Origin of the sequence: Streptomyces sp. NBC_01463 (genome assembly GCA_036227345.1) — a bacterium.
Classification (GTDB): domain Bacteria; phylum Actinomycetota; class Actinomycetes; order Streptomycetales; family Streptomycetaceae; genus Streptomyces.
This window is the reverse complement of sequence record CP109468.1, coordinates 674582-701465: the sequence shown is the minus strand read 5'-3', so window position 1 is coordinate 701465 and position 26884 is coordinate 674582. Positions and strand designations below refer to the sequence as shown.

At 72.8% G+C, this 26884-nt stretch carries 17 protein-coding genes; 10 read left to right on the top strand and 7 right to left on the bottom strand.

Annotation, left to right across the window (positions count from 1 at the left end):
- Positions 1-6: 6 nt before the first annotated feature.
- From OG521_03040 to OG521_03015, 6 genes are all read right to left on the bottom strand, one after another.
- Positions 7-1716, bottom strand: coding sequence for an ABC transporter ATP-binding protein (locus tag OG521_03040; protein WUW19810.1), 1710 nt, complete (start codon positions 1714-1716; stop codon positions 7-9).
- Entirely contained in the window at positions 1713-2636 is a 924-nt protein-coding gene (locus OG521_03035) for an ABC transporter permease (protein ID WUW19809.1), read from the bottom strand. Before OG521_03035 ends, OG521_03040 begins: the two co-directional genes overlap by 4 nt.
- Entirely contained in the window at positions 2633-3583 is a 951-nt protein-coding gene (locus tag OG521_03030; GenBank protein ID WUW19808.1) for an ABC transporter permease, read from the bottom strand. The genes OG521_03035 and OG521_03030 overlap by 4 nt, the downstream gene beginning before the upstream one ends.
- Entirely contained in the window at positions 3580-5196 is a 1617-nt protein-coding gene (locus OG521_03025; GenBank protein ID WUW19807.1) for an ABC transporter substrate-binding protein, read from the bottom strand. The genes OG521_03030 and OG521_03025 overlap by 4 nt, the downstream gene beginning before the upstream one ends.
- A gap of 119 nt (positions 5197-5315) precedes the next feature.
- Positions 5316-5498: a hypothetical protein gene (locus OG521_03020; GenBank protein ID WUW19806.1), complete on the bottom strand. Its 183-nt coding sequence runs from the start codon at positions 5496-5498 to the stop codon at positions 5316-5318.
- A 190-nt stretch (positions 5499-5688) separates the two neighbouring features.
- Positions 5689-6504, bottom strand: coding sequence for a TauD/TfdA family dioxygenase (locus tag OG521_03015; GenBank protein ID WUW19805.1), 816 nt, complete (start codon positions 6502-6504; stop codon positions 5689-5691).
- Positions 6505-6997: 493 nt separating this feature from the next.
- Between OG521_03015 and OG521_03010 the strand changes: the two genes are divergently transcribed.
- The 8 genes from OG521_03010 (at position 6998) to OG521_02975 (ending at position 23401) form a co-directional block, all read left to right on the top strand.
- A complete protein-coding gene (locus tag OG521_03010; GenBank protein ID WUW19804.1) occupies positions 6998-7237 on the top strand; it encodes a phosphopantetheine-binding protein in 240 nt (79 codons plus the stop codon).
- Positions 7234-8085 (top strand): siderophore-interacting protein, encoded by an 852-nt coding sequence (locus tag OG521_03005; protein ID WUW19803.1) that lies wholly within the window; start codon positions 7234-7236, stop codon positions 8083-8085. The genes OG521_03010 and OG521_03005 overlap by 4 nt, the downstream gene beginning before the upstream one ends.
- A 103-nt stretch (positions 8086-8188) precedes the next feature.
- Positions 8189-9187, top strand: coding sequence for an ABC transporter substrate-binding protein (locus OG521_03000; protein ID WUW19802.1), 999 nt, complete (start codon positions 8189-8191; stop codon positions 9185-9187).
- Positions 9184-10206, top strand: a complete 1023-nt coding sequence (locus tag OG521_02995; GenBank protein WUW19801.1) for an iron chelate uptake ABC transporter family permease subunit — start codon at positions 9184-9186, stop codon at positions 10204-10206. The genes OG521_03000 and OG521_02995 overlap by 4 nt, the downstream gene beginning before the upstream one ends.
- Before the next feature lie 95 nt (positions 10207-10301).
- Complete coding sequence (locus tag OG521_02990; protein ID WUW26558.1) at positions 10302-11231, top strand: iron chelate uptake ABC transporter family permease subunit; 930 nt, start codon at positions 10302-10304, stop codon at positions 11229-11231.
- The gene (locus OG521_02985; GenBank protein WUW19800.1) at positions 11228-12013 is read left to right on the top strand and encodes an ABC transporter ATP-binding protein; all 786 of its coding nucleotides are present in this window, start codon (positions 11228-11230) and stop codon (positions 12011-12013) included. The genes OG521_02990 and OG521_02985 overlap by 4 nt, the downstream gene beginning before the upstream one ends.
- 1 nt (position 12014) lies before the next feature.
- Complete coding sequence (locus tag OG521_02980) at positions 12015-21986, top strand: amino acid adenylation domain-containing protein (GenBank protein ID WUW19799.1); 9972 nt, start codon at positions 12015-12017, stop codon at positions 21984-21986.
- On the top strand, positions 21983-23401 hold the full coding sequence (locus OG521_02975; GenBank protein ID WUW19798.1) for a DHA2 family efflux MFS transporter permease subunit: 1419 nt from the start codon (positions 21983-21985) through the stop codon (positions 23399-23401). The genes OG521_02980 and OG521_02975 overlap by 4 nt, the downstream gene beginning before the upstream one ends.
- 47 nt (positions 23402-23448) lie before the next feature.
- Here the strand turns inward: OG521_02975 and OG521_02970 are convergent, their stop codons facing one another.
- On the bottom strand, positions 23449-24054 hold the full coding sequence (locus tag OG521_02970; protein WUW19797.1) for a TetR/AcrR family transcriptional regulator: 606 nt from the start codon (positions 24052-24054) through the stop codon (positions 23449-23451).
- A 110-nt stretch (positions 24055-24164) separates the two neighbouring features.
- On the opposite strand from OG521_02970, the gene OG521_02965 reads away from it, so the two are divergent.
- Together OG521_02965 and OG521_02960 are read left to right on the top strand one after the other, a co-directional pair.
- Positions 24165-25193, top strand: coding sequence for an aldo/keto reductase (locus OG521_02965; GenBank protein ID WUW19796.1), 1029 nt, complete (start codon positions 24165-24167; stop codon positions 25191-25193).
- A 132-nt stretch (positions 25194-25325) separates the two neighbouring features.
- Positions 25326-26867, top strand: coding sequence for an MFS transporter (locus OG521_02960; GenBank protein ID WUW19795.1), 1542 nt, complete (start codon positions 25326-25328; stop codon positions 26865-26867).
- The last annotated feature ends 17 nt before the right edge of the window (positions 26868-26884 follow it).

Sequence of the window (26884 nt, the reverse complement as noted above, 5' to 3'; positions counted from 1 at the left end):
CCGGCATCACAGCACCGCTGCCTTCCGGGTGCCCGGGATGGCGGCGAGCAGTTCCTCGGTGTACGGATCGGACGGCGCGGCGAAGATGTCGTCCGTCGTGCCCGTCTCGACCAGGCGCCCGTGCCGCATCACACCCACCCGGTCGGCGATCTGGCGTACGACGGCCAGGTCGTGGGAGATGAACAGGTAGCTCAGACCCAGGTCGCGCTGGAGGTCCACCAGCAGCTCCAGGATCTGCGCCTGCGCGGAGACGTCCAGCGCGGACACCGGCTCGTCGCAGACGACGAGGTCGGGCTCCAGTGCCAGCGCCCGGGCGATCGCCACCCGTTGGCGCTGGCCGCCGGACAGTTCGGTGGGCCTGCGCCGCAGCACGGAGCCGGGCAGCGACACCCGCTCCAGCAACTCGCCCGCGCGCCGCACCCGTTCCCCGCGGGTCCCCACACCGAACGCCCGCAGCGGCTCGGTGATCACGTCCGCGACGGACTGCCGGGGGTCCAGGGAGGCGTACGGACTCTGGTACACGATCTGCATCCGCTGCCGCAGGCGCCGCAGCGCGCCGCCCCGCAGACGTGTGATGTCCTGCCCGTCGAAGACGACCCGGCCGCCCGAGGAGTCGGCCAGCCGCACCACCATGCGCGCGGTCGTCGACTTGCCGGAGCCCGACTCGCCCACGAGCGCGAACGTCTCACCGCGGCGGATGGTGAAACCGACGTGGTCGACCGCCCGGAGCGTGCGTGCGCCGCCCGTCCGGCGGGGGAGCGGGAAGTCCTTCACCAGGTCCTGGACGACGACGAGGTCCTGGACGGCGGCTGGTTCCTGGACCGTGACGGGTTTCCGGGTCCCGACGGGATCCTTGGAGCCGGACGTCCCGGCAGCAGCAGCCGGCCCGGCCGTGCGCCGGCGGTCCACGACCAGGCGGCTGCCCGCGAGGCTCGGGGCTGCCGCCAGCAACTGCCGGGTGTAGGCGTGCTGCGGGTCGCCCAGCACCTGCTCGGTGGCTCCCGCCTCGACGACCGAACCGTGGGCCATGACCACGATCCGCTGCGCCCGGTCCGCCGCGACCCCGAGGTCGTGGGTGATCAGCAGGACGGCGGTGCCCGACTCCCGGGTCAGCGTCTCGATGTGGTCCAGGATCTGCCGCTGCACCGTGACGTCCAGGGCGCTCGTCGGCTCGTCGGCGATCACCAGCCGGGGTCTGGCGGCCACCGCGACGGCGATCAGCACCCGTTGGCGCATCCCGCCCGACAGCTCGTGCGGATACTGCCGGGCCCGCACCCCGGGGTCGGGCAGACCGGCCTGGCCCAGGATCTCCACGGACCGGGCCGCCGCCGACTCCCGGTCGGCGAGACCGTGGATCCGCAGCACCTCGGCGACCTGCGGACCGATGCGCTGCACCGGGTTGAGGGAGACCATCGGATCCTGCGGGATCAGCCCGATGTCCCGGCCGCGCAGGGCCCGGAGCTCCTTGTCCTTCACCCGGGCCAGATCGGTCCCGTCGAAGAGGATCTGCCCGGCCTCCAGCGCGCCGCCCGCCGGGAGCAGCCCGATCAGCGCGTGCGCGGTCGTGCTCTTGCCGGAGCCCGACTCGCCCACGACGGCGACGACTTCGCCGGGCCGTACGGTCAGGCCGACCCCTTGCACGGCCGGTACGACGCCTCCCCGGGTGCGGTAGGAGACCTGCAACCCGCGGACGTCGAGGAGTGGTTCGTCGCTCATGGTGTCTTCCTGTCTTCGCCGTCGAGCGCGCGCGAGATCCGGTTGGCGGCCAGCACCGTGGCCGCGATGGTCAGTCCGGGCAGGGCGGTCAGCCACCACGCCGTGGCCAGGTAGTCCCGGCCGCCCGAGACCAGTGCCCCCCATTCGGGGGCCGGTGGCGTCGCCCCGTACCCCAGGAAGCTGAGCGACGACACCTGGAGGACGACGGCGCCGAAGTCGACGGCGGCGTACACCAGGACCGGGCCCGAGGCGTTCGGCAGCACGCGGCGCACCAGCACCGAGTACCAGCGCGCCCCGGAGGCCCGCGCCGCCTCCACGTACACCGCGCCGCGCACCCGCAGCACCTCGGAGCGCATGATGCGGGCGAAACCGGCCACGCTGGTGATGCCCACGGCGATCGCGACGTTGACCGTGCCGAACCCCAGGGCCGTCACCACGGCCATGGACAGCAGCAGGTTCGGGATGGACAGCAGGACGTCCGCGCCGCGCATCAGGACGGCGTCGACCCAGCCGCCGAGATAGCCGGCGAGCAGCCCGGTCAGCGATCCGCCCACGAGGCCCACCGCGACCGCCAGGACCGTCGCCCGCAGCGACAGCGACGATCCGTGCACCACCCGCGAGAACAGATCGCGGCCCAGCTGGTCGGTGCCGAAGAGGTGGCCGGCGCCGGGGCCCTGGAGCTTGTCGCGGGGGACCCCGGCCAGGGGGTCCTGCGAGGTGAACACGCCGGGGAAGAATGCCGATACGAGCACCAGCGCCAGCAGGACGAGCGACAGGACGAGCCCGGGGCGGCGCAGCAGGAACCGGGCCGAGCGCCGGACCCGTTGCCCGGCACCGTCCCGGACGGACGGTCCGGGGTCCGGGGCGTGCGGCTGCAGGGCCGGCCCGGTCAGTGTCCCGGGAGTGAGGAGTCCGGTCATCGTGCCACCGCCGCCGATGTGGTGATCCGGGGATCGAGCAGGGGGTAGACGAGATCGACCGCCAGGTTCGCCAGGACGAACACGAGCGCGCCGAACACGACCAGCCCCTGGACCACCGGAATGTCCTGGGAGGCCACCGCCGTGGCGGTGATGCGTCCCACGCCGGTCCGGGAGAACACCGTCTCCACGACCACCGACCCCGCCAGCAGGTTGCCGACGAGCATCCCGACCACGGTCAGGGGAGGGATGGAGGCGTTGCGGGTGGCGTGCCGGAAGTGCACGCGTCCCCGGCTCGCGCCCTTGGCCAGCGCGGTCTCCACGTACGGTTCGGACAGGGTGGTCCGCAGGCTCTTGGCGAAGACCTGCGCGAGCACCGCACCGGTGGGCAGGGCCAGGGTGATCATCGGGAGGACCAGGCTGTCGAACCCCTCGTTGCCGACGGCGGGCAGCAGCCCCCAGCGGAACGAGACGATCTGCACCAGCACGAGACCGACCAGGAACGTCGGCGCCGACACCCCGAGCGCCGGCAGCGACAGCAGCACCTGCCGCAGCCAGCGCCACTGGGTGTACGTGCCGAGCAGGGCGGTGGCCCCGCCCAGCACCAGTGCCAGGAGCAGCGCACCGGACGTCAGCCGGAGAGTGTCCGGCAGCGCCGTGCCGATCATGTGGCCGACCTTCTCGCCGCTCTGCACCGAGATCCCGAAGTCGCCCTGCAGGGCGTGCCGGAGCTGGGAGACGTACTGTTCGAGGACCGGTTTGTCGAGCCCGTACGTCTTCCTGAGTTCGGCGAGCTGCTCCGGGCTGATGTCGTTCGTGTCGCCGCCGCCCGCCGCCATGATGGAGACCGGGTCGCCCGGCAGCAGGTACAGCACTCCGAAGGACAGGGTGAACGCCGCCCAGAGGACGAGGACCGCCTGGAGGAGGCGTCCCGTCAGATAGCGCGTCATGACAGCCACGTCTCGTGGAACTGCAGCCGCGACGAGGCCTCGAAGTCCAGGTCGTGGACCTTCCCGGACAGGCCGAGCACGGTGGTGAGTTCGAAGACGGGGATCTGGTAGGCCTTGTCCAGCACGAGCTTCTGGGCCCGGGCCACGTGCGCCGCGCGCGCCGCCGGATCGCTCTCCGACGCCTGCTCGTCCAGCACGCCGTCCAGTTCGCGGTCGGCGAGGTGCCCGAAGTTGAGCAGCTTGCCGGAGAAGCCGGTGCGCAGGATGTCGGGGTCCACCCGTGTCGTGTTGCCCCAGGAGAAGTCGTAGTCGCCCTTCTGCCGGAGCGCGATGAAGTCGCCGATCGTGGCGGATTGCAGGGTGATGCGGATGCCGGACTTCTTCAGCTGCTGCTGGATCAGCTCCAGGGCGGTCTGGTTCGGCCCGAAGTTGGCGCCCCAGATGACCTTGAGCGAGAGCTTCCTGCCGTCCTTGGTGCGGATGCCGTCGGAGCCGGTCCGCCAGCCCGCCGCGTCGAGGAGCTTCTCGGCGCCCGCCACATCGTGGCCGAGCTGTGCGCTCAGGTCCTTGTAACCGCTGGTGGTGCTCGCCAGGGAGCTGGTGGCCGGTTCGTAGCTGCCGCTCAGTACCGTGTCGACGATCTCCTGGCGGTCGATGATCTTCTGGATCGCCCGGCGGACCCTGAGGTCCTTGGTGATCGGCCGTGCCACGTTCGCCGTGAGTGCGAACGGCAGTCCGGGGTTGGCCCGGCTCTGCAGCGAGAAGCCGGCGCTCTTCAGGCCCGGCTCGTCCTGCGGCGCCACACCGCCGATGGCGTCGACCTGGCCGGACTGGAGGCTGCCGGTGCGTACTCCGGACTCGGGTATGACCTTGAAGGTCAGCTTGTCCAGGTAGGCGGGGCCCTTGCGGCTCCACAGGGAGGAGCCCCAGGTGTAGCCCGCGCGCCGGCGCTCCTCGACGGACTTGTTCGGCGTGTAGTCGACGAGGGTGAAGGGGCCGGAGCCGACCAGGTTGTCCGTGCACCGCTTCTCGGCCGGCAGCTTCACCGTGGACGCGGCGAGCAGCCCGAGGGTGAACGTCGATGTCGCCTGGAGGAACTGGGCGTTGGGGGCGGCGAAGGCCACCTCGGCGGTGTGCTCGTCGACCACGGTGGTGCCCTTGTACCCCGCCAGGTACCCGCTGCCGAGGACTGCCTTCGCGCCCAGCTTCACGATCCCGTCGAAGTTGTCCTTGACCGCCCGCGCGTTCACCGGGGTGCCGTCGCTGAAGGTGGCTCCCTCGCGGAGGGTGAAGGTGAACGTCGTCGCGTCCTTGCTCACCTTCCAGGACTTCGCCAGCCAGGGCACGATCCTGCCCGTCCGGGGGTCCTGGTCGGTCAGCGAGTCGACGAGCTGACGGGCGGGGTAGAGGGCGTCGTTGTTGCCCGCCTGCTGCGGGTCGATGCAGATGGGGTCGGAGGCCAGGGCGAAGGTCAGGTGCCCGCCGGAGTGCGGGGTCGAGCCGCCAGGGCTGTCCGCGCTGGACGAGGAGCACGCACCGGCCGCGAGGGACAGGACGGTGACGGCGGTGAGGGAGGTCAGGACACGGCGAGGCCGGCGGCGTGGGTCGGACATCAGCGGTTCTCCAGCTGAAGAGGAAGGAGGCCGGGCACGGCGGCGCTCTGCACGGACGACGGTGTCCGCGCGCGGAGGCGGGGCCGTGAAGCGGGCCGGTGGTCAAGCGGTGAGGGACGTCAGGCCTGACAGATGGCGCTGGAGACGCGGTGCAGATCGATGTGCCTGCGGGCCGCGAGGCGGGCGCCGATGAAGGTGGCGCAGCGCGTACCGGCGACACGGCTGGGGGATGTGGCCCCGGCGGCGTTCGGCTGGTACGGCATGAGTGGCGCGGTCCCTTCGAGCACAGCGGCGTCGAGCACGGCAGCACCGTCCCCGAGGGACGATGCGGCGCAACGTATCAGCCCGAACACCCTTGTGAGAAGCGGCTTCCGGGGCAGCACACCCGCTGTTCGCACAGGTGAAACACGGTGCCCGTCCAGGGGCGGGCACGACAGGGCCGCGTGGGCACGCCCACCGCTGGACGTGCCCACGCGTGACGGCTGCGAAGCCTCAGGAGGCGGCAGCGGTCCCCTGGCGCTCCACGCCGATGACCTTGCGGTAGACCCGGGCGCCGTTGCCGTAGTCGTCCACGGCGTAGTGCCAGGTCGCCCGGTTGTCCCACAGCACGAAGTCACCGGGATTCCAGCCGAACCGGATCGTGTAGTCCGGGGAGGAGGCGTGCCGGAGCAGGTGGTCGAGCAGCGCCTTGGACTCGGCAGGTGTGACACCGGTGAGCCGGAGTGCCGAACTGCTGATGAACAGGCCCTTGCGGCCGGTGTCCGGGTGCGCCAGGACGACCGGGTGCTCGACGGTCTCCCCGACGGCGGTCCGCTTGCTGCCCTGGGCATAGTTCTCCGGATCGCCGTCGTAGACGGCGTTCACCGATTCCAGCAGCACCTTGAACGGCTCCGACAGATCGTCGTACGCCGTCTGGAGATCGGCCCACAGCGTGTGCCCGCCGAGCTCGGGCACCTCCTCGTAGGTGAGCGACTCGATGGCGAACACCGGGCTCCGCCACAGACCCCCGATGTGCCAGGTGCTCGCCTTGCCGGTCTGCTTGACGTTGTACGGGTAGACCAGCGGGTTGGCCGCGTCCTTCACGGCGGTGGGGTGGTCGAACGGGTCCGCGAAGATGCTGACGGCCGCAACGTGCTGATCGGGTGTCAGGTGCTGGTTCCGGAACACCAGGACCTTGTGGTCCTCGAAGGCCTGGCGCAGCTCCTGCGCGGTGGCGTCGTCGACGGGCCGGGTGAGGTCGACGCCGAACACCTCGGCGCCGAACCTGGGTCCTGCGCGACGTATCTCGTGACGTGTGACGGTGGTCATGCCCAACTCCCTGTGTGGTCGTGCGGGACGGACGCGCGCGGCACGGAGTGCGGCGGCGCGGACGGGTGTCAGGCGCGGCGACAGAGGGAGGCGCTGGTGCGCCCCAGATCCACGTGCAATCTGCGGTACAGGACGTTGTCGGTCACCCGGCCACGGTAGACGGACGGCCGGGCCGCGGCGAGGGCGTGCGGCCGTTCCCGGCGTCCGGCGGCCCCTTTCCCGCGGCGGCACGAGCCCTGCGACGCAGGTCCGGCCGCATCGTTTCACTCGCATGAAGAATCCGTGCGCCGGCCGGGCCCGGCTGCATGGAAGCTGCGTGGAGCACTGATTGACGGTCAATCAGGTCGCGCGGGGCGGGGGAGCGGGGCCGGGGGATCGAGGCGTCTTGCCACACCGGTACTCGTGAATGTTAGGTTAGCCTTACCTGAGTCAAGGTGGCCCGGGTGGAGAGGGGGAGGCGTCATGCCGGCGTCCGCCCCGGAGGAGTCGTCCGATGAGTCAGACCTTGTCGCCCGAACGCATCCGCGCCGACATAGCGGAGCTGCTCGGCTGCGACCCCGACGGGATCGCGCCCGACGAGAACCTGGTCGACCTCGGCCTGGACTCGGTGCGGATCATGGTCCTGGTCGAGCGCTGGCGGGCCGCGGGAGCCACCGCGCTGGAGTTCCCCGATCTCTTCGAACTCCCCGAACTGGCCCACTGGACAGCATTGCTGACGGGTGTGAAGGCGTGAGCCGGGTCGATCACCGGGGCCGGCACCTGGACCGGATCGCAGAGGTCCGGGCCGGTCTCCATGCCGAGAAGGTGGGCTACCCGATCGGTATCCGGCGGACCGAGGTCGTACGCGTCACGAGTGTCGGCTCCGGCCTGCTGCGCGTGACCCTGGGCGGGCCGGGCACCGAGGGCTTCGAGGCGCACGCACCCGATGAACACGTGAAACTGATCTTCCCCGACCCGGACGGCACGCTCAGGCTGCCCGAGCGGAACGGGTCGATGCTGCGCTGGCCGCGCCCGGCGCTCACCTCGCGCGAGTACACCGTCCGCCGCTACGACCCGGTGGCCGGCGAGATCGACATCGACATCGCCGCGCACGACGGCGGGCTCGCGTCGGACTGGGCGCGCGAGGCCCGGCCGGGCGACGGCATGCACCTCGCCGGGCCCCCCGGCGGGCTGATCGTCCCCGACACCTACGACCGCTTCCTGCTCGCGGGTGACATCACCGCCCTGCCCGCCATCGCGCGCAGGCTGGAGGAGCTGCCCAGAAGTGCGAAGGGCTGGGCGTTCGTCGAAGTCGCCGATGCCACCGAGGAGATCGGCCTGTCCGCCCCCGAGGGGTTCGAGGTGCGCTGGCTGCACCGCGGGGATCTCGCGGCGGGGGCCGGGGACGCGCTGGAGCGGGCCGTCACCTCGGTGACCGTGCCCGAGGGCGAGCGCGTGTACGTGTGGGCCGCCGGCGAGGCCGGGCAGATCAAGCCCCTGCGGCGATGGGTCCGCGACGCGTTGCGCCTGGAGAAGGCCGACCACGACATCACCGGTTACTGGAAGCGCGGCGTCGCCGACTTCGACGAGGACGACCACTGATCCAACGCCGGACAGGGGGCAGGCGCGATGCGGCCCCCGGGTTTGTTCTGCCGCAAGAATCTCAAGTAAGGTAAGCCTTACCTAAGTAGCAAGGAGTGCGGGAATGTCCATACGCAGATCGGCCGGCCTCGTCGGAGCCGTTTCGCTCGCCCTGGTCCTGGCCGGGTGCGGTTCGTCGTCGGACGGTGGGTCGGACGTCTCGGAGAAGGCGAAGACCCGGGTGTTCACCGCGGACAACGGCAAGATCACCATCCCGGCCGACCCGAAGCGCGTGGTGGCCACCGGGTACGCCGTGCCCGTCATGATCGAGGCCGACGCGCCGCTCGTCGGGATCTCGTCGTGGCAGCGCGGCGAGCCGATGATGACCAAGGAGGACCTGGCCACGTACAAAAAGCTCACCAAGGTGGCCGGTGAGCAGGCGGCCGAGACCAACTACGAGGCCGTGGCCGAGGCCGAACCCGACCTCATCGTCATCGGGGTGCCCGCCCCCGTGCTCGGCGACATCGACATCAAGCGGCTGGAGTCCATCGCCCCCGTCGTCGCGATCGGCCCGACCCTGCCGTCCGCGTGGCGCGAGCTCTCCCACAAGCAGGCCGACGCAGCGGGCGCGCTCAAGCAGTTCGACGTCGCGAAGAACACGTACGAGACCAAGGCCGCCGAACTGGCCAAGAAGTACAAGGACGTGCTGCCCCGGCTGAAGCTGGGACACGTGGGTGCCTACGGGGACGCCGCCAAGGGCACGTTCCAGCGCGAGTTCAACGGCTCATGGGGCACCAACATCGCCGAGGACCTCGGCGCGACGTACTACGGCAAGGTCAAGAAGTCCGGCCCCGGCTCGCAGTCCGTCAGTGAGTACCCCTCCATCGAGGAGCTCCCGGCCGCCTTCGGCGAGGCCGACGTCATGACCTACTCGGTCAACGCCGACGGCAGCGTCCCCAAGTCCGTCCAGTACGTCCTGGACTCCAAGCTCTGGAAGAACCTGCCCGCGGTGAAGGCGGGGAAGGCCTACCCGTTCCGCTACACCGAGGCCGCGACCTACGGGGAGGCCGTCATGACCCTGGACGCGATCGCCAAGTCGCTCGCTCCGCTGCTGAACCGGTGACCGTCGCGGGCCGCGCGTACCGTGCGGCGCGGAGCGGGCGGGCCGTTCCGCAGGCCGGACTGCTCGTCGGCGGACTGGTGCTGCTGGCAGCGGTCGCCGTGCTCAGCATGGGAGTCGGGGCCCGCCACGTGCCGCCCGCCGAAGTCGTACGCGCCCTGCTGGATTACCGGGGCACCGACGACCAGGTGATCGTGCGGGACGTCCGGGCGCCGCGCGCGCTGCTCGCCGTCGCGGTGGGCGCCGCGCTCGCGGTGTCCGGCGCGCTGATCCAGACGCTGGCCCGCAACCCGCTGGCCGAGCCGGGCATCCTCGGAGTGACCGCGGGTGCCGGCTTCGCCGTCACCGTCGGCTCCGCCCTCGGACTGGCCACCGGCCGGACCGGCGAACTGGGCTTCGCCGTCACCGGATCCGTGCTCGCCGCCCTGCTCGTCGCCGCGGTCGGACGGCGCTCACCCCTGCGCCTGGTCCTCACCGGAGTGGCGCTGACCGCGGTGCTGAGCGGCGTCGCGCTGGGCATGCGGCTGATGCTCCCGGACGTCTTCGACACCTACCGGTTCTGGTCGGTCGGCTCGCTGGCAGGCCGCGAACAGACCCCGCTGGCCGTCCCGTTGGCCGCCATCGCCGTGTCGCTGATCGGCGCACTGCTGCTGAGCCGGGCCCTCAACGCCCTCACCCTCGGCGAGCACGTCGCCCACACCCTGGGCGCGGGCGTCGGCCGGGTGCGGATCGCCGCCCTGGTGCTGATCACCGTGCTCAGCGGGGCCGCGACCGCGGTCGCCGGGCCGATCCTGTTCGTCGGACTGATCGTGCCCCACCTGGTACGCAGGCCCGCCGCCGGCTCGGTGCCGTGGCTGATCCTCTACACGATGGTCCTGGGACCGGTCCTGCTGCTCGTCGCCGACATCGCGTCGCGCGTGCTGCTGCCCACCGGCGAGGTGCCGGTGGCCATCGTGACCGCGTTCCTCGGAGGCCCCATGCTGATCTGGGCCGTCCGCCGCTACGGGGCGGAGTCGCTGTGACACTCCTGCACACGGCACGACCGCACACCACACGCCCGCGCGGACCGCGGATCGAACGCCGCACCGTCGTCCTGATCGCCGCCTTGGTGCCCCTGATGCTGGGCCTCGGCCTGCTGGGGCTGTGTTACGGGGCGTCATGGTCGTCCCCCGGCAAGGTGTTCGCCGTACTCACCGGCACGGACCACTCCGTGGTGATCCGGGACTGGCGGCTGCCGCGGGTACTGGCCGGGCTCGTCTTCGGCGCCGCACTCGGGGTGGCGGGGGCGCTCTTCCAGAACCTCACCCGCAACCCGATGGGCAGCCCCGACGTCATCGGCCTGGACGCGGGTGCCTACACCGGAGCCCTCGTCGCCCTCACCGTGCTCTCGGGAACCTCCGCCCAACTGGCCGCCGGGTCGGTGCTCGGCGGACTGCTCGTCGCCGCCGCGATCTACCTGCTGTCGTACCGGCAGGGCTTCTCCGGAATGCGGCTGGTGGTCATCGGCATCGCGGTCAACGCGATGGTCACCGCCGTCAACTCCTGGATCGTGCTGCGGGCCGACCTGGAGGTGGCGATCGCAGCGGTCGGCTGGAGCGCCGGATCGCTCAACGGCGTGGGCTGGGAGGACCTCGGAATCCCGTTCACCGTCATCGCCGTGCTGCTCGCCCTGATGACCGTACGGGCCCACGCCATGCATCAGGCGTCGCTCGGCGACGCCGTCGCCGTCACCACCGGCGTCGCACTCGACCGGCTGCGCCTGCTCATGGTGCTGGTCGGTGTCGGCTGCACGGCCACGGTGACCGCGGTCGCCGGACCTATCGCGTTCATCGCGCTCGCCGCCCCGCAGATCGGCCGCCGGCTCGCGGGCGCGGCCGGAGTGCCGCTGCTCCCGGCGGCACTCACCGGAGCGGTGCTGCTGCTGGGCGCCGATCTGATCGCCCAGATGCTGCTGGCACCCGTGGCCCTGCCCGTGGGCGTGGTGAGCACCGCGATCGGCGGCTGCTACCTGATCTGGCTGCTGACGAAGGAGGTGAGGCGCGCGTGACCGCACGCCTGACGGCGCGGGAGATCACCCTGCGCTACGGAGACCGGGTCGTGTCCACACGGCTCAGCCTCGACATACCGGACGGCGCGTTCACTGCCGTCGTGGGACCCAACGCCTGTGGAAAATCAACCCTGTTGAGTGCCCTGGTCCGGCTGCTGCGCCCCGCATCGGGGCAGGTGGAGCTCGACGGCCGCGAGGTCGGCGGCTACGCGACCAAGGCACTGGCCAGACAACTCGGCTTCCTGCCGCAGGACCCGCTGGCACCCGAGGACATCAGGGTCCGCCAACTCGTCGGCCGGGGAAGGTTCCCGCACCAGTCGATGCTGGCCCTGTGGTCGGCGGACGACGACAAGGCCGTCGACGGGGCGATGGCAGCCGCCGGAGTCGCCGACCTCGCAGGCCGGCCGGTGCGGGAACTCTCCGGCGGGCAGCGGCAGCGCGTCTGGATGGCCATGGTGCTCGCTCAGCAGACCTCCTGTCTGCTGCTCGACGAGCCGACGTCCTTCCTCGACATCACGCACCAGTACCAGCTCCTCGGCCTGCTCGCCAGGCTGCGCAACGAGGGCCGCACCGTGGTCGCGGTCCTGCACGACATCAACCAGGCATGCCGCTTCGCCGACCACCTGGTCGCGATGAAGGACGGCCGGGTGGTCGCCGAGGGCGAGCCCGGGGACATCGTGGACGCCGCCCTGATCAAGGACGTGTTCGACCTGCCGAGCGTCGTCGTCCCCGACCCGGTGACCGGCACACCGATGGTCGTTCCCACACTTCAAGGAGAGTAAGTTGAGCCCCGCAAGCGCGCCCTCGGACGGCCTTCTCGCCCTGACCAGTGCCCAGTCGGGCATCTGGAACGCGCAGCGCCTCGAACCCGACTCGCCGTACTACGTGGTCGGCGACGTGGTGGAGATAACCGGCAGCGAGCCGGTCGACGCGGACGCGCTGGCCCAGGCGGTCCGGGCGACCACCGAGGAGGCCGAGACGCTGAGGCTGCGGGTGTACGACACCCCGGACGGACCCCGCCAGGCGGTGAGCGACGAACCGGTCCCGCTGCCCGAGGTCGTCGACGTCAGCGGAGCGGCCGACCCGGTGGCCGCCGCCCAGGAACTCGTCGACGCCGAGCGGGCACGGACCGCCGAGGCCTGCCGCGGCATGACCGGCCGGCCGCTCTGCTCACGTACCGTCATCAAGCTCTCCGACCGCGAGGTCTGGTACACCCAGCTCGGCCACCACCTGGTCTTCGACGGCTACACCGCCGCGATGCTCGCCCGGCGGACCGCCGCCCGCTACACCGCCCTGGTGCGCGGGACCGAGGTGCCGCGGTCGACCTTCGGCACCTTCGCCCGGCTCGTCGCCGCCGACCGGGCCTACCGGGACGGCGACCGGTTCGCGGAGGACCGCGCCTACTGGGTCGAGCGGTTCACCCCGCTGCCCGACCTCGGCTCCGCCGACGACTCCGGCACCGCGGGCCCGGCCGGCGGCACACTGACCGCCCGCGCGACACTCACCCCCGAGGACACGGCCCGGCTGCGCGCGTTCGCCGACGCCGAGGGCGTCACCTGGGGCGAGGCCCTGATCGCCGGCTACGCCGCCTTCCTGCACCGCATGCTCGGCCGCACCGACGTGGTGTTCGCGCTGCCGCTGATGTGCCGGACGGACTCCGCCGAACTGCGCACCCCCTCCATGGCCGTCAACGTGCTGCCGCTGCGCGTCACCGTGCGCGGCGGCGACGGACTGGGGGAGCTGAGCCGGCGCGTCGCCTCCGCCATGCGCGAGATGCGTGAGCACCAGCGCTACCGGGGCGAGGACCTGCCGCGCGACCTCGGCGTGCCCGGTGCGGGCGCGCTGCTGCACGGACGCGGGATCAACCTCAAGGCCTTCGACCTCGCTCTCGACTTCGCCGGCGCCGCCGGAGCGATGCGCAACGTGGCGGGCGGCCCGCCGGAGGACATGGGGCTGAGCGTCCTGCCCACCCGTGACGGCGGACTGCTGCTCGGCTTCGAGGTCGATGCCGGGACCAGGGACCAGGCCGCCGTCGACCGCCTGTTGTCCGGGCTGCGCACCCTGCTGACCGGGCTGACGGACGGCCTGCCCGTCGGACGGATCTCCCTGGCCGGTGACGTGGACCGGCTGATGGCGGACTGGTGCCCGCCCGCGCTGCCGGGCACGGCCCCGCACGTGCCGGACGCGCTCGACGCGATGGCCGCCGCCGGTCCCGGGCGGACCGCGCTCGTGTGCGGTGACGAGCGGCTGTCCGCCGGCCGGCTGGCGGAACGGGTGCACCGGCTGGCCCGCGCGCTGCGGGCCCGCGGCATCGGCGCCGGGGATGTCGTGGCCCTGGCCCTGCCGCGCTCGGCCGACTCGGTGGTCGCGCTGCTGGCCGTACTCGACGCGGGCGCCGCCTTCCTGCCGCTCGACGCCGCCCACCCTCCCGAGCGGCTGCGCGAGCTGATCGAGGACACCCGCCCCGCGCTCGTACTGACCGACGGAACAGTCGACGGGTCGGCCTGGACCACCCTGACGGCCGAGGCCGCCGTGCTGCCCGGCACACCCCTGACCGACGGCGAACTCGCCGCACCCCGCCACCCCGACCACCTCGCCTACGTCATCCACACCTCCGGTTCGACCGGACGCCCCAAGGGCGTACTGGGCCGGGCCGGCGGACTGGCCGGGCTGGTGCACCACCAGCGGTCCACGGTCGTCGCGGAGGCCGAGAAGGCCGCCGGACGACGGCTGCGCGCCGCACACACCTACTCGTTCGCCTTCGACTCCGCGTTCGACCACCTGGTGTGGCTGCTCTGCGGGCACGAACTGCACGTCTACGACACCGAGACCGCCCGCGACGCCGACGCGCTGCTCGCCGCCTTCGGCCGCGACGGCATCGACATCGTGGACACCACCCCGTCGATGGCTTCGCCGCTGATCGACGCCGGACTGCTCGACCTGGCACCGACCCTGCTGGTCCTCGGCGGAGAGGCCACCCCGCCCGCGCTGTGGCGGCGGGTCGCCGCGTCCGGGATCACCGCGCGCAACATGTACGGACCGACCGAGGCGACCGTCGACAGCACCACCGCGCGCATCGACGGCGACGAGCCGACGATCGGCCACCCGCTCGCCGGCACCCGGATCTACGTGCTCGACCACGCACTGCAGCCCGTGCCCCACGGCACGCCCGGCGAGCTGTACCTCGCCGGGCCTCACCTGGCCCACGGCTACCTCGGCAGGCCCGGCGCGAGCGCCGAGCGGTTCGTCGCCGACCCGTTCGGCGAGCCGGGGGAGCGGATGTACCGCACCGGCGACCTGGCCCGCTGGGTCCCGGGCCGGGGCCTGGAGTACGGCGGCCGCGGCGACGGACAGGTCAAGATCCGCGGCCACCGGGTGGAGACCGGCGAGGTCGAGGCCGCGCTCGCGGCCGTTCCCGGGGTCACCGCATCCGCCGCCGGTGTCCGCTCGACCCGGCTGGTCGGCTACATCGTGTCCGCCTCCGTCACCGGGGACGAGGCGCGGGCCCACCTGGCCGGGCGGCTGCCCGAACACATGGTCCCCGCGGCCGTGGTGGTGCTGGACCGGCTGCCGGTCACCCCCAACGGCAAGCTGGACCGCGCCGCACTGCCCGCACCGGCCCTGTCCGGCGCCGGCCGGGAGGCGGGCACCGAGCGGGAGCGGCTGCTGTGCACGGTCCTCGCCGATGCCCTCGACGTCGAACGCGTCGGTGTCGACGACGACTTCTTCGCCCTCGGCGGCGACAGCATCACCGCGATCACCGTCAGCAGCAGACTGCGGGCCCTGGGCATCGGACTGCGACCGCGCGACCTGCTGGCCCGCCGCACCTTCGCCTCGCTCGCCGCCTCCGCCGAACTCCTGACGGAAGCAGCCGGCCCGGCGGACGACCCGGTCGGAGCCGTACCGGCGCCGCCGATCGTACGCGGCCTCCTCGACCCCCATCCGGACGTGGACGCCGTCGCCGGATACGCGCAGTGGACCGCCCTGCACGTCGAAGGTCTCTCCCACGACGACCTGGTCAGGGGCGTCCAGTCCGTGCTCGACCACCACGACGCGCTGCGGCTGCGGGTGGCCGGCGGACTGGAGGTACTGCCCCGGGGCATGGTGCGCGCCGTCGTCGCCGAGACCCGCGGCGAGGACGTGACCGGCCTGGCCCGGCGGCTGGCGGACGAACTCGACCCGCGCTCCGGCGACCTGCTGCGGGCGGCCCTGCTCCGCAGCGACGACGGCACGGCCGACCGGCTGGTCGTCGTCGTGCACCACCTCGCCATGGACGGCGTGTCCTGGCGCATCCTCCTGCCCGACCTGCACACGGCCTGCACGGGCGGCACGCCCGAACCCGTCGGCGCCTCCTGGCGGCGGCACGCCACTCTCCTCGCCGAGCAGGGCACAACCGGCGCACGCCGGGGCGAACTCGCCCACTGGCGGACGGCGCTGGGCGCCGCGTCCCGGCTCGGCGCCCGGCCCCTTGACCGGACACGGGACACGGTGTCGACCGCCCACCGCTCCGTCACCGTGGCCTCGGCCGAGGCCACCGAAGCGGTCCTGACCACCCTCACCGCTGCGTACCGCGCCGGGGCCGACGAGGTGCTCCTGGCCGCACTCGTCCTCGCCCTGCGGGGATGGGGCCTGCGCGGCGACGCCGTGACCGTCTCCATGGAGGGGCACGGCCGGGAACACCTCGATCTGGCCCGCACCGTCGGCTGGTTCACCAGCGAGTACCCGGTCCGTGTCCCCGCGTCCGACGACGTGGGGCAGGCGCTGCGCGCCGCCAAGGAGGCCCGGCGCGGCGTCCCCGACGGGGGCATCGGCTACGGCGTCCTGCGCCACCTCGACCCGGAGACCGGCCCCGCACTCGCCGCCACCCCGCCGCCGGACGTACTGCTCAACTACCTCGGCAGGTTCGCCCCGCTGTCCGCCCCCGGGTGGCGGCTGCCGGAACACGACGCCTTCGCGGTGACGGAGCCGGACGCCAAGGCCCTCGAACAGGTGCTGGCCCTCAACTGCTTCGTCCACGAGGGCGACACACCCCGGCTCGCCGTCGAGTGGACCGCCGCGACCGGGGTGCTCGGCACCGAAGCCGTGGCGGCCCTCCAGGACGCCTGGGCCGCAGCCCTGGACGCGCTGGCCGCGCACGCGCTCCACACCCCGGGCGGACTCACCCCCTCCGACCTGCCGCTGGTCGACATCGACCAGAGCGCCATCGACGCCCTCGAACGCACCGGCCGCGTCACCGACGTCCTGCCCGCCACCCCCCTCCAGGTCGGGCTCTCCTTCCACACCATGGTCCGCGACGGCGACGACACCGACGTCTACGTCGTCCAGGCCGTGACGACCCTCGCCGGCGAACTCGACCCGGAGCGCATGGCCGAGGCGGCGCGCGAACTGCTGCGCCGCCACCCGGCCCTGCGCGTCCACCTGGCCACGGCGGGGGACGACGTGGTGCAGGTGATCCCCGCGGACATCGCCCTGGAATGGCGGCAGGACGACCGGTTCCCCGAGGCCGCCCGCGCCGATCTGGAGCGACCGTTCGACCCGGCCCGCCCGCCGCTCATCCGCTTCCTGCTGTCCCGCGTCGGGCCCGCCGAGCACAAGCTGGTGATCACCAACCACCACGCCCTGCTCGACGGCTGGTCGATGCCGCTGGTCGGCCGCACCCTGCTCGCCCTCTACGCGGAACTGGGCGGAGGCCCCGCCGCGCCCTCCGCCCCGCCGCTGTCCGAGTACTTCCGGTGGCTGGCGGACCGGGACGGCGAAGCAGCGCTCGCCGCATGGCGGGACGCGCTGGCCGGCGTCGACGACGCGACGCGGCTGGCACCCGCGAGCACCGGCGCCGGAGTCGAACGGCCCGGCCGCGAGACCGTCGGACTGGGACGGGAGTTCAGCGACCGGCTGCGCGCGTTCGCCCGCGAGCAGGGTGTCACCCTGACCACCGTCCTCCAGACCGCGTGGGGTCTGCTCCTCGGCAGGCTCACCGGGCGCCGCGACGTCGTGTTCGGCTGCCCGGTGTCCGGGAGGCCCGCCGAGGTCGACGGCGTCGAATCGATGATCGGCCAGCTCGGCACCACCATCCCGGTACGCGTCCGGCACACCCAGGACGAGACCGTGCGCGACCTCCTGGCGCGGCTGCACGCCGACAGCGTCGCCCTGGCCGAGCACCACCACGTCGGCCTGCCGGGCATTCAGCGGGCCGTGGGCATCGGCGAACTGTTCGACACGATGCTGGTCATGGAGAACTTCCCGTTGTCCAGCCGGAAGCGCACTCCCCTCGCCCCCGGGCTCGACCTGGCCGGGGTGGACATCACCGACGCCACGCACTACGCCCTCACCGTCATCGTGATCCCGGACGACGAGATCACGATCGGCCTCGGCTACCAGCCGCGCGCCTTCGATGCCGGCGCCGTCCGCGACTACGGCCGCTGGCTGCACCACCTCCTGCGCGAGATCGTCGACGACCCGGCACGCCCCGCGCTCCGACTGCCGGTCCTCGACGCCGACGAGCGGGCGACGATGCTGCGGACCGGCACCGACACCGCCGCCGCCCGGGCCCGCGGCCACTGGCTGGACGAGTTCGCCGCGTGGGTGGGCCGCAAGCCCGGCGCCGAGGCCCTGGTCTGCCGTGACCGCAGCCTGAGCTATGCCGAACTCGACCGGCGCGCCAACCGCCTGGCCCACGCGCTGATCGGGGCCGGGGTACGGCCGCAGGACCCGGTCGCGGTGCTCATCGGCCGCGACGTCGAGATGACCGTGGCCCTGTTCGCCGTGGCCAAGGCAGGCGCGGTGTACGTACCGATGGACGCGAGCTATCCGCGCGAGCGGCTGGCCTACATGTTCGACGACATCGCCCCGGCAGCGGCCGTCACGACCGGCGCCGAACTGCCCGTCGACCGCGACATCCCCGTCCTGCGTCTCGACGACCCGGCCACCCTCGCCTCCGTACCGGACGACGACCCGGCCCAGGCGCGCGCCGGGCTCACCGAGGACGCGCTCGCCTACGTCATCTACACCTCCGGAACCACCGGGCGCCCCAAGGGAGTCGGCGTGACCCACCGGGGCGTGCCCGACCTCGTCGCGCTGCAGGAGGAGGTCGTCGGCGTCACCGAGCACGACCGGTACCTGCACTTCGCGTCGACGAGCTTCGACGTCGCGTTCTGGCAGACCATGGTGCCGCTGCTGTCCGGCGGCACGTCCGTCATCGCGCCCGAAGAGGTGCGCGTACCCGGCGACGAACTGCTCGACTACATCGTCGAGCACCGGGTGACCGGAGTGAACCTGCTCCCGTCGTTCCTGGCCGCGATGCCGGACGACCGCACCGTCGACCCCGACGTGTTCTTCGTCGTCGGCGCCGAGCGCCTCGACCCGGAACTGGCGCGCCGCTGGGGCAGGGGCCGCCGGGCGCTGTTCAACGCGTACGGACCGACCGAGGTCACCATCAACTCCACGACCTGGCACTACGACCCGGACGACGAGGGACCGCTGCCCATCGGCCGCCCCGACCCCAACATCCGCGCGTACGTCCTCGACGGCGGGCTCCAGCCGGTCGGCACCGGGGTGACCGGCGAGCTGTACCTCGGCGGGCCGAGCCTGGCCCGCGGCTACCTCGGCCGCCCCGGTCTGACCTCCGGCACGTTCGTCGCCGACCCGTTCGGTCCGCCGGGCGAGCGGATGTACCGCACGGGCGACCTGGTGCGATGGCGGCCCGACGGACAGCTGGTGTTCCTCGGCCGCGCCGACCACCAGGTCAAGGTCCGCGGCTTCCGCGTCGAACTGGGCGAGATCGAGTCCGTGCTGACCGGCCACCCCGACGTGCGCGCCTGCGCCGTGATCATGCGGGAGGGCAGGCTCGTCGGATACGTCATTCCGGCCGACGGCGCCGGCCTCGACACCGCGGGCGTGCGCGGCCACCTGGCCGCGGAACTGCCCGACCACATGGTGCCGACGGCACTCGTCCCCATCGACCGGCTGCCGCTGAGCCCCAGCGGCAAGCTCGACGCCGCCGCGCTGCCCGCCCCCGAGACCGCCGCCGTCGCCCGGCGCGAACCCGCCACCGAGGCGGAGGCGGTCCTGCTCGCCGTGTTCCGCGACGTCCTCGGCACCGACGACATCGGCCCGGACGACAACTTCTTCGACATCGGCGGGGACAGCATCGTGTCGCTGCAACTCGTCTCCCGGGTCCGGCGGCAGGGCCTCGGCCTGACCCCGCGGGACGTGTTCGACGGCGAGACGGTCGCGGGGATCGCCGCCCGCGCCCGCACCCTCGACGGCGACGTGGCCCCCGCCGTCGGGGACGCGCCGCTGACCCCGGTCATGCGGGACCTGCTGCGCCGCGCGGGAGCGGCAGCGGACGGGTTCTGCCAGTGGACGGAGATCTGCGTTCCGCCGGGCGGCGACGAGACGACCTGGCGGGCGGTGCTCGACGACGTCCTGGCCCGTCACGACGTGCTGCGGGCCAGGCTGTCGGGCGACGTGCTGCGCATCCCGCCGGTCGGCGCGGTGACCGGGGCCGACGTACTGACCCGGGTGCCGGCCACCGAAGACCTCCGCGGCGCGGTCGATGCCGCGATCGCCGCCGCCCAGGCGTCGATGGACCCGCGCACCGGTCCGCTGCTGCGCGCCCTGTGGGTGGACGCGGGACCCGGCAGGCCGGGCCGGCTGGCCCTCGTCGCCCACCACCTGGCCGTCGACGGAGTCTCCTGGCGCGTCCTGCTGGACGACCTGGAGCACGCCCACTCCGGCGGCGCGCTGACCCGGCACGGCCAGTCGTTCCTCGGCTGGGCGCGCACCCTGCACGACGCCGACCGGCGTGCCGAACTGCCGCACTGGCGGCGGATGGACGCCACTCCGGCACTCGCCGGACCGCTGGACCCCGCCCGGGACACCGTGGCCACCGCCGGGCACCACGAGATCCGGCTCGACGCCGAGTCGACCCGCGCCCTGGTCACGACCCTGCCGGCCGCCTACCGCACCACCCCGGACGCCGTCCTGCTGACGGCGCTCGCGCAGGCGGTACGGGAGTGGCGCGGCACCCCGCAGGTGCTGGTCGCGCTGGAGAGCCACGGCCGCCCGCGGGACGTCGACCTGTCCCAGACCGTCGGCTGGTTCACCGCCGTCCACCCCGTGCGGCTCGACGCGGACGACGACGTGCGGGCGGTCAGGGAGCGGCTGCGCGCCCAGGGCGACGGCCTCGGGTACGGCATCCTCACCGCGGCCGGCCTGCTGGACCCGGTGCGGCCCGAGATCGCCTGGAACTACCTCGGCCAGTACCCCGCCACCCCGGACCGGGAGACGGCGTGGCAGACGCCCCCGGACGCCGGACCGCTCGGCTCGAACGGCTCCGACGCGATGCCGCTCCCGTACGGCCTGATGGTCAACGCCCTGGTGCGGGACGACGCGCTCGGGATCCGGATCACCTGGCCGGCCGCGCTGTTCACGGCCGCCGGGATCGAGGAACTGGCCGGACATCTGCGGACCGCGCTCCTGCGGATCGCCGCCGCACCGGAGATCGGCGCGCTCGACCGGGACCGCCCGGTCGCCGGCGTACAGCCGCTCACCCCGCTCCAGGAGGTGATGCTGCGGCACTCGCGCACCGAGCACCCCGACCCGTACACCGTGCAGTCGGCGTTCTCGCTTGCCGGCCGGCTCGACACCGACGCGCTGCGGGGAGCGGGCGACGACCTGCTGGCCCGGCACCCGAACCTGGGGGCGGTGTTCCCCGCCTCCCTGGCGGTGATCCCGGTGCTGCCACGGCCGGAGTTCCGGGTCACCGACGAGCCCGTGGAGGAGGTGCTGGCCGCGGATCTCGCGGAGCCGTTCGATCTCGCCCGGGGCCCGCTGTTCCGGCTCACCGTGATCCGGCGCGGACCCGAGCGCGCCGAGCTGGTGATGACCAGTCATCACGCGCTGTCCGACGGCTGGTCGGCCCCGCGCATCCTCACCGAACTGTTCGCGCTCTACACGGCACGGACGCGCGGCGGGGCTCCGGAGCTGCCGGCCCCCGTCCCGTTCGCCGGCTACCTGGACTGGCTCGCCGGGAACGAGCCGGACCTCGGTGCCTGGGCGGACGAGCTGGCGGGGCTGCCCGAAGGGGACTACCTGGGCGGCGGTGAAGCCGGTCCTGCCTGGCAGGAACCCGAGGTGATCGAGTTCGACGCATCGCTGGTGGCCGGCCTGACCCGCCTCGCGGCCCGGCGCGGGCTGACCCGGAACACGCTGGTGCAGGGGGCGTGGGCGGTGCTGCTCGCCCGGCGGTCCGGGCACACGGACGTCTGCTTCGGCGCGATGGTGTCCTGCCGGCCGCCGGAGCTGGCGGGCGTCGAGGAGATCATCGGGCTGCTGGCCAACACCGTGCCGGTACGGGCACGGCTCACCGGCACCCTCGCCGACACGCTCAGCGCACTCCAGTCCCGGCAGCGGGAGCTGGTCGAGCACCACCATGTCGCCCTGTCCGACCTGGAACGGCTGACCGGGCGACGCAGGCTGTTCGACAGCATGGTGGTGTTCGAGAACTACCCGGTCGACCCGGACCGCCTGCGTGAACCCGCCCCGGGGCTCACCGTCGTCGGCACCCGCTTCCGCGAGTCCACGCACCACCCCGCGACCCTGACCGTCATGCCGGAGGGTGACGGCTGGACCGGTGTGCTCGCCCACCGGGCGGGCACGGACGTCGGGGGACTCGCCGGCGAACTGCTCGAACTGCTCCGCGGCATGGACAAGCACCTCGACGACGACGTGCGCGATCTGCTGGAGGGCCGATGAGCGGGAAGACCGCGCCGCCCGCCGGGCGAGTGGACAGGGAACTGCTGAGAACCGCGTTCATCCTGGTGCTCGGCACCTTCATGGCGACCCTGGACGCCACGATCGTCAGCGTCGGCATCGGCACCCTGACCGATGAGTTCGGTGCCTCCGTCGCCGAGATCCAGTGGGTGACCACCGCCTACCTGCTCGCCGTGGTCGCCGCCGTGCCGGCGTCCGGCTGGCTGGCCGACCGGTTCGGCGGGCGGCGGACCTGGCTCGTCGCCGTGGGCGTGTTCCTGCTCGGCTCCGTCCTGTGCGCGTGCGCCTGGTCGGTGACCAGCCTGATCGTGTTCCGGGTGGTCCAGGGCCTCGGCGGCGGGCTGCTTCCCGCGACCGGTCAGGCGCTGCTGGCCCGGATCGCCGGCCCCGGCCGGACGGGACGGGTGATCAGCGTCGTCGCGGTCGTGCCGCTCCTGTCCCCGGTGTTCGGCCCGCTGGCCGGCGGCTCCGTCCTCGCCGTGGCGCCGTGGCCGTGGCTGTTCCTGGTCAACCTGCCGATCGGCGGGGCCGCCGTGCTGCTCGCCCGCCGCCACGTGCCCGTCGTGCCGCCCTCCACCCGGCGGACCGCGTTCGACCTGCGCGGGGCCCTGCTGCTCTCGCCCGGGCTCGCCGTGCTCGTGTACGGGCTGACCGAGGTGGCCCACGGCAGGACCCTGCCGGCGACGGCCGGCGTGTGCGCGGGGCTGGTGATGCTGGCGGGCTTCACCGTGCACGGGCTGCGGACCCGCGGTACACCGCTGGTCGACCCCCGGCTGTTCGCCCGGCCGCCCTTCGGCGCCGCGGCCGTGGCGCTGCTGGTCCTCGGCGCCTCGGTGTTCGGCACGATGTTCCTGCTGCCGCTGTACTTCCAGACCGGACGCGGGATGCCGGCCTGGCAGGCGGGGCTGCTGCTGGCGCCCCAGGGGCTGGGAGCGGCGGCCGGTTCGGTGCTGGTCAACCGCACGATCGACAAGGTCGCGCCGCGGACCCTGGTGGTCGCCGGCATCGTGCTGATCCTCCTGGGCACGGCTCCGTTCACCCAGCTCGGCCACGAACTCCCGGACACCGCAGTCGTGGCGGCGCTCGCGGTCCGGGGCGTCGGGATGGCCATGGTCGGCGCGCCGGTGATGAACATCGTCTACAGCCGGATCGAGCCCGAGTACCTTCCGCGTGCCTCCGGAGCGCTCAACCTGCTCAACACGGTGGGCGGCTCGGTGGGTACCGCTGCCCTCGCGGTGATCCTTCAGGACCGGCTGTCCGCCCGTGGCGCGGATGTCCCGGCGGCGTTCGGCGACACGTTCTGGTGGGTGCTCGGGTTCTGCCTGTTCGCGGCGGCCGGGGCCACGAGGCTGCCACGGTCCGAAGCCGCGCGGCCGGAGCGCGCCGCCGCCGGCTGAGGCGGGGAGCGGGGGGCCGTCGGTCGTCAGCCGGCGGCTGCCGCCGTTCAGTCCTCGGCCGGCACGGGGAGCGGGGCGTCCGCCTGGTGGCGGAGGCCGTTGACCAGCAGGGTGATCATGCGCCGGGTGTAGTCCTCGTCATCCTGCGCGAGGAGGTCGCCGACGGCGCGCAGCAGGTCGAACGGGGGGATGTCGGTCCGGATACCACCGGAGGTGCTGGCCGCTTCCAGCAGCTCCGTCACGACCGGGAGGAAGCTCTTCTGGAAGTAGGCGGGCAGGCTCTCGTACGCGGGGTCGCCGGAGTGCAGGGCGCCCTTGAGGCCGCGCTTGGCGGCGACGAACTGTGCGAAGCGCTGGAGCCACCGGGTGAGGGCCTCGACCGGCTCGTACTGCTGGGCGAGAGCGGGAGCCGCCTCGACGCAGGCGTCGACCTCGTGCCGGAAGACGGCGGTGATCAGGTCGGAGCGCTGCGGGAAGTGCCGGTAGAGGGTGCCCGACCCCACCCCGGCCCTGGCGGTGATCCGCCGCACGGGGGCGTCCACGCCGTCCGACGCGAAGACCTCGGCGGCCGCGGTCAGCAGGGCGTCCAGGTTGCGCCGGACGTCGGGCCGTACACGGCGGGCGGCCGGTTCCCCGGCAGGGCGATCAGGCATGGAGGGTTCCCTTTTGCGCTGCGGAACGTTGTTCCGTATTGTGGTTGCTGAACGGTGTTCCGGTTTCATTCTAGCCGGACCCCCGACCGGCAGCCCAGAGGAGGAACGCCATGCAGTACCGCACGCTGGGACGGACCGGGATCAAGGTCAGCCCCTACTGCCTGGGCGCCATGATGTTCGGCGCCTTCGGCAACACCGATCACGAGGACTGCACCCGAATCGTGCACAGGGCGCTGGACGCCGGGATCAACTTCGTCGACACCGCCGACATGTACTCACGCGGTGAGTCCGAGGAGATCCTCGCCAAAGCCCTGAAGGGCCGCCGGGACAACGTCGTCCTGGCGACCAAGGCGCACGTCGCGATGGGGGACGACCCCAACCAGCAGGGAAACTCGCGGCGCTGGATCGTCCGCGCCGTGGAGGACTCGCTGCGCCGTCTGCAGACCGACCACATCGACCTCTACCAGATGCACCGCCCCGACCCGGACACGGACGTCGAGGAGACGCTCTCCGCGCTCACCGACCTGATGCGGGCGGGCAAGGTCCGGGCCATCGGCTCCTCCACCACACCGGCCGCCGAGATCGTCGAGGCCCAGTGGGTCGCCGACCGGCGCGGCCTGCAGCGCTTCCGTACCGAGCAGCCGCCGTACTCGATCCTCAACCGCGGGATCGAACGCGATGTCCTGCCCCTGTGCGAGCAGTACGGCATGGGCGCCCTGGTCTGGAGCCCCCTGGCCCAGGGGCTGCTCACCGGCCGCTACCGCAAGGGCGAGGCCGTCGACACCCACCGCGCAGCCTTCGGCTTCAAGCACCTCAGGGACGAGCGCCGCCTGGACGTCGTCGAGCAGCTCATCCCGCTCGCGGACGAGGCGGGCATCAAGATGTCCCACCTGGCCGTGGCCTTCACTATCGCCCACCCCGGCGTCACCTCCGCCATCATCGGGCCGCGCACCATGGACCACCTCGAGGACCTCCTCGACGGCATGGGCACCACGCTCGACGACGAGATCCTCGACCGCATCGACGCCATCGTCCCCCCGGGTACCGACATCGGCACCCTCGACATGGCCTACAACCCGCCCGCCCTGACCGAGACCGGCCGGCGCCGCCGTCCCACGGCCACGCGCAACGCGGCCTGAACCCTCCCACCACTCCGAGCGCACCGCCACAGGCTTCCGCTCACCACCGGCCGCTCCGCTCCCGCGCGGGCGACGCAGCGGCTCGTCACGTCCCTCATGAGTTCCGAATTGAGTTCCGAAGTGGGTACTCCCATGTCCGAAACAGTCCTGTCCGCCGGAAGAACCGACACCGGCCCCGACCCCAGGCGCTGGAAAGCGCTCATCTTCATCGCCCTGGCCCAGCTGATGGTCGTGCTCGACGCGACCATCGTGAACATCGCGCTGCCCTCCGCCCAGCAGGACCTGGGGATATCGGACGGCAACCGGCAATGGGTCATCACCGCCTACGCCCTGGCCTTCGGCGGTCTGCTGCTCTTCGGCGGCCGCATCGCCGACCTCTGGGGGCGCAAGCGCGCCTTCCTCGTCGGCCTGACCGGCTTCGCACTGGCCTCCGTACTCGGCGGCGCGGCCCAGGGCGAGGCCATGATGCTCGGCGCCCGCGCCCTGCAGGGCGTCTTCGGCGCACTGCTCGCACCGGCGGCCCTCTCGCTGCTCGCGGTGACGTTCACCGAGGCCAGGGAGCGCGCCAAAGCGTTCGGCATCTACGGTGCGATCGCCGGTGGCGGCGGCGCCGTGGGCTTCATCCTCGGCGGCACCCTGACCGAGTACCTGAACTGGCGCTGGACGTTCTTCGTCAACGTCCCCTTCGCGATCGTCGCCGCGCTCGGCGCGTACTTCGTGATCCGTGAGCCCGCCGGCGGCCGCAACCGCTCGCCGCTCGACATCCCCGGCGTGGTCCTCTCCTGCCTCGGCCTGGTCGCCCTGGTGTACGGCTTCACCCGCGCCGAGTCGGCCGGCTGGTCGGACGCCCTGACGATCGGCATGTTCGTCGCCTCCGCGGTGCTGCTCGCCGCGTTCCTGGTCACCGAGTCCAGGGTCAAGGCCCCGCTGCTCCCGCTGCGCGTGCCGGCCGACCGCAACCGCGGCGGTGTCTACCTCTCGCTCGGACTCGCCGTCATCGCGATGTTCGGCACCTTCCTCTTCCTCACCTACTACCTCCAGATCGTCCAGGGCTACTCGCCGATCAAGACCGGACTGGCCTTCCTGCCCATGGTCGCGGGCATGATCACGGGCTCCACCCAGATCGGCGCGCGCCTGATGACCAGGGTGCCCCCGCGGCTGCTCATGGGCCCGGGCTTCCTGGTCGCGGCGGCCGGCATGCTGTGCCTGACCCGGATGGACATCGGCAGCTCGTACGCCGGACTGGTGCTGCCCGGGCTCCTGCTGCTCGGCCTCGGCATGGGGACGGCGTTCATGCCCGCCATGTCGCTCGCCACCCACGGTGTCGCACCGCGTGACGCCGGTGTCGCCTCCGCCATGGTGAACACCTCGCAGCAGGTCGGCGGCGCCATCGGCACCGCGCTCCTGAACACCATCGCCGCCTCGGCCACCACCGCCTACCTCGCCGCGCACGCCGCGGGTGCGACCACTCCGGCCGCACAGAAGCTGGTCCAGGCGCAGGCCATGGTCGACGGTTACGCCTCCGCCACCTGGTGGGCCGCCGGCATCCTGGTGGTCGCCGCGGGCATCGCGCTGACGATGATCAACGCGGGTCACCAGGGCGGCCCCGCGGCCGCGTCGTCCGCCACGGAGGGTGCCCAGGACGAGGTGAAGATCCCCGTCGTGGCCCACTGATCCACGTACGACCCCGG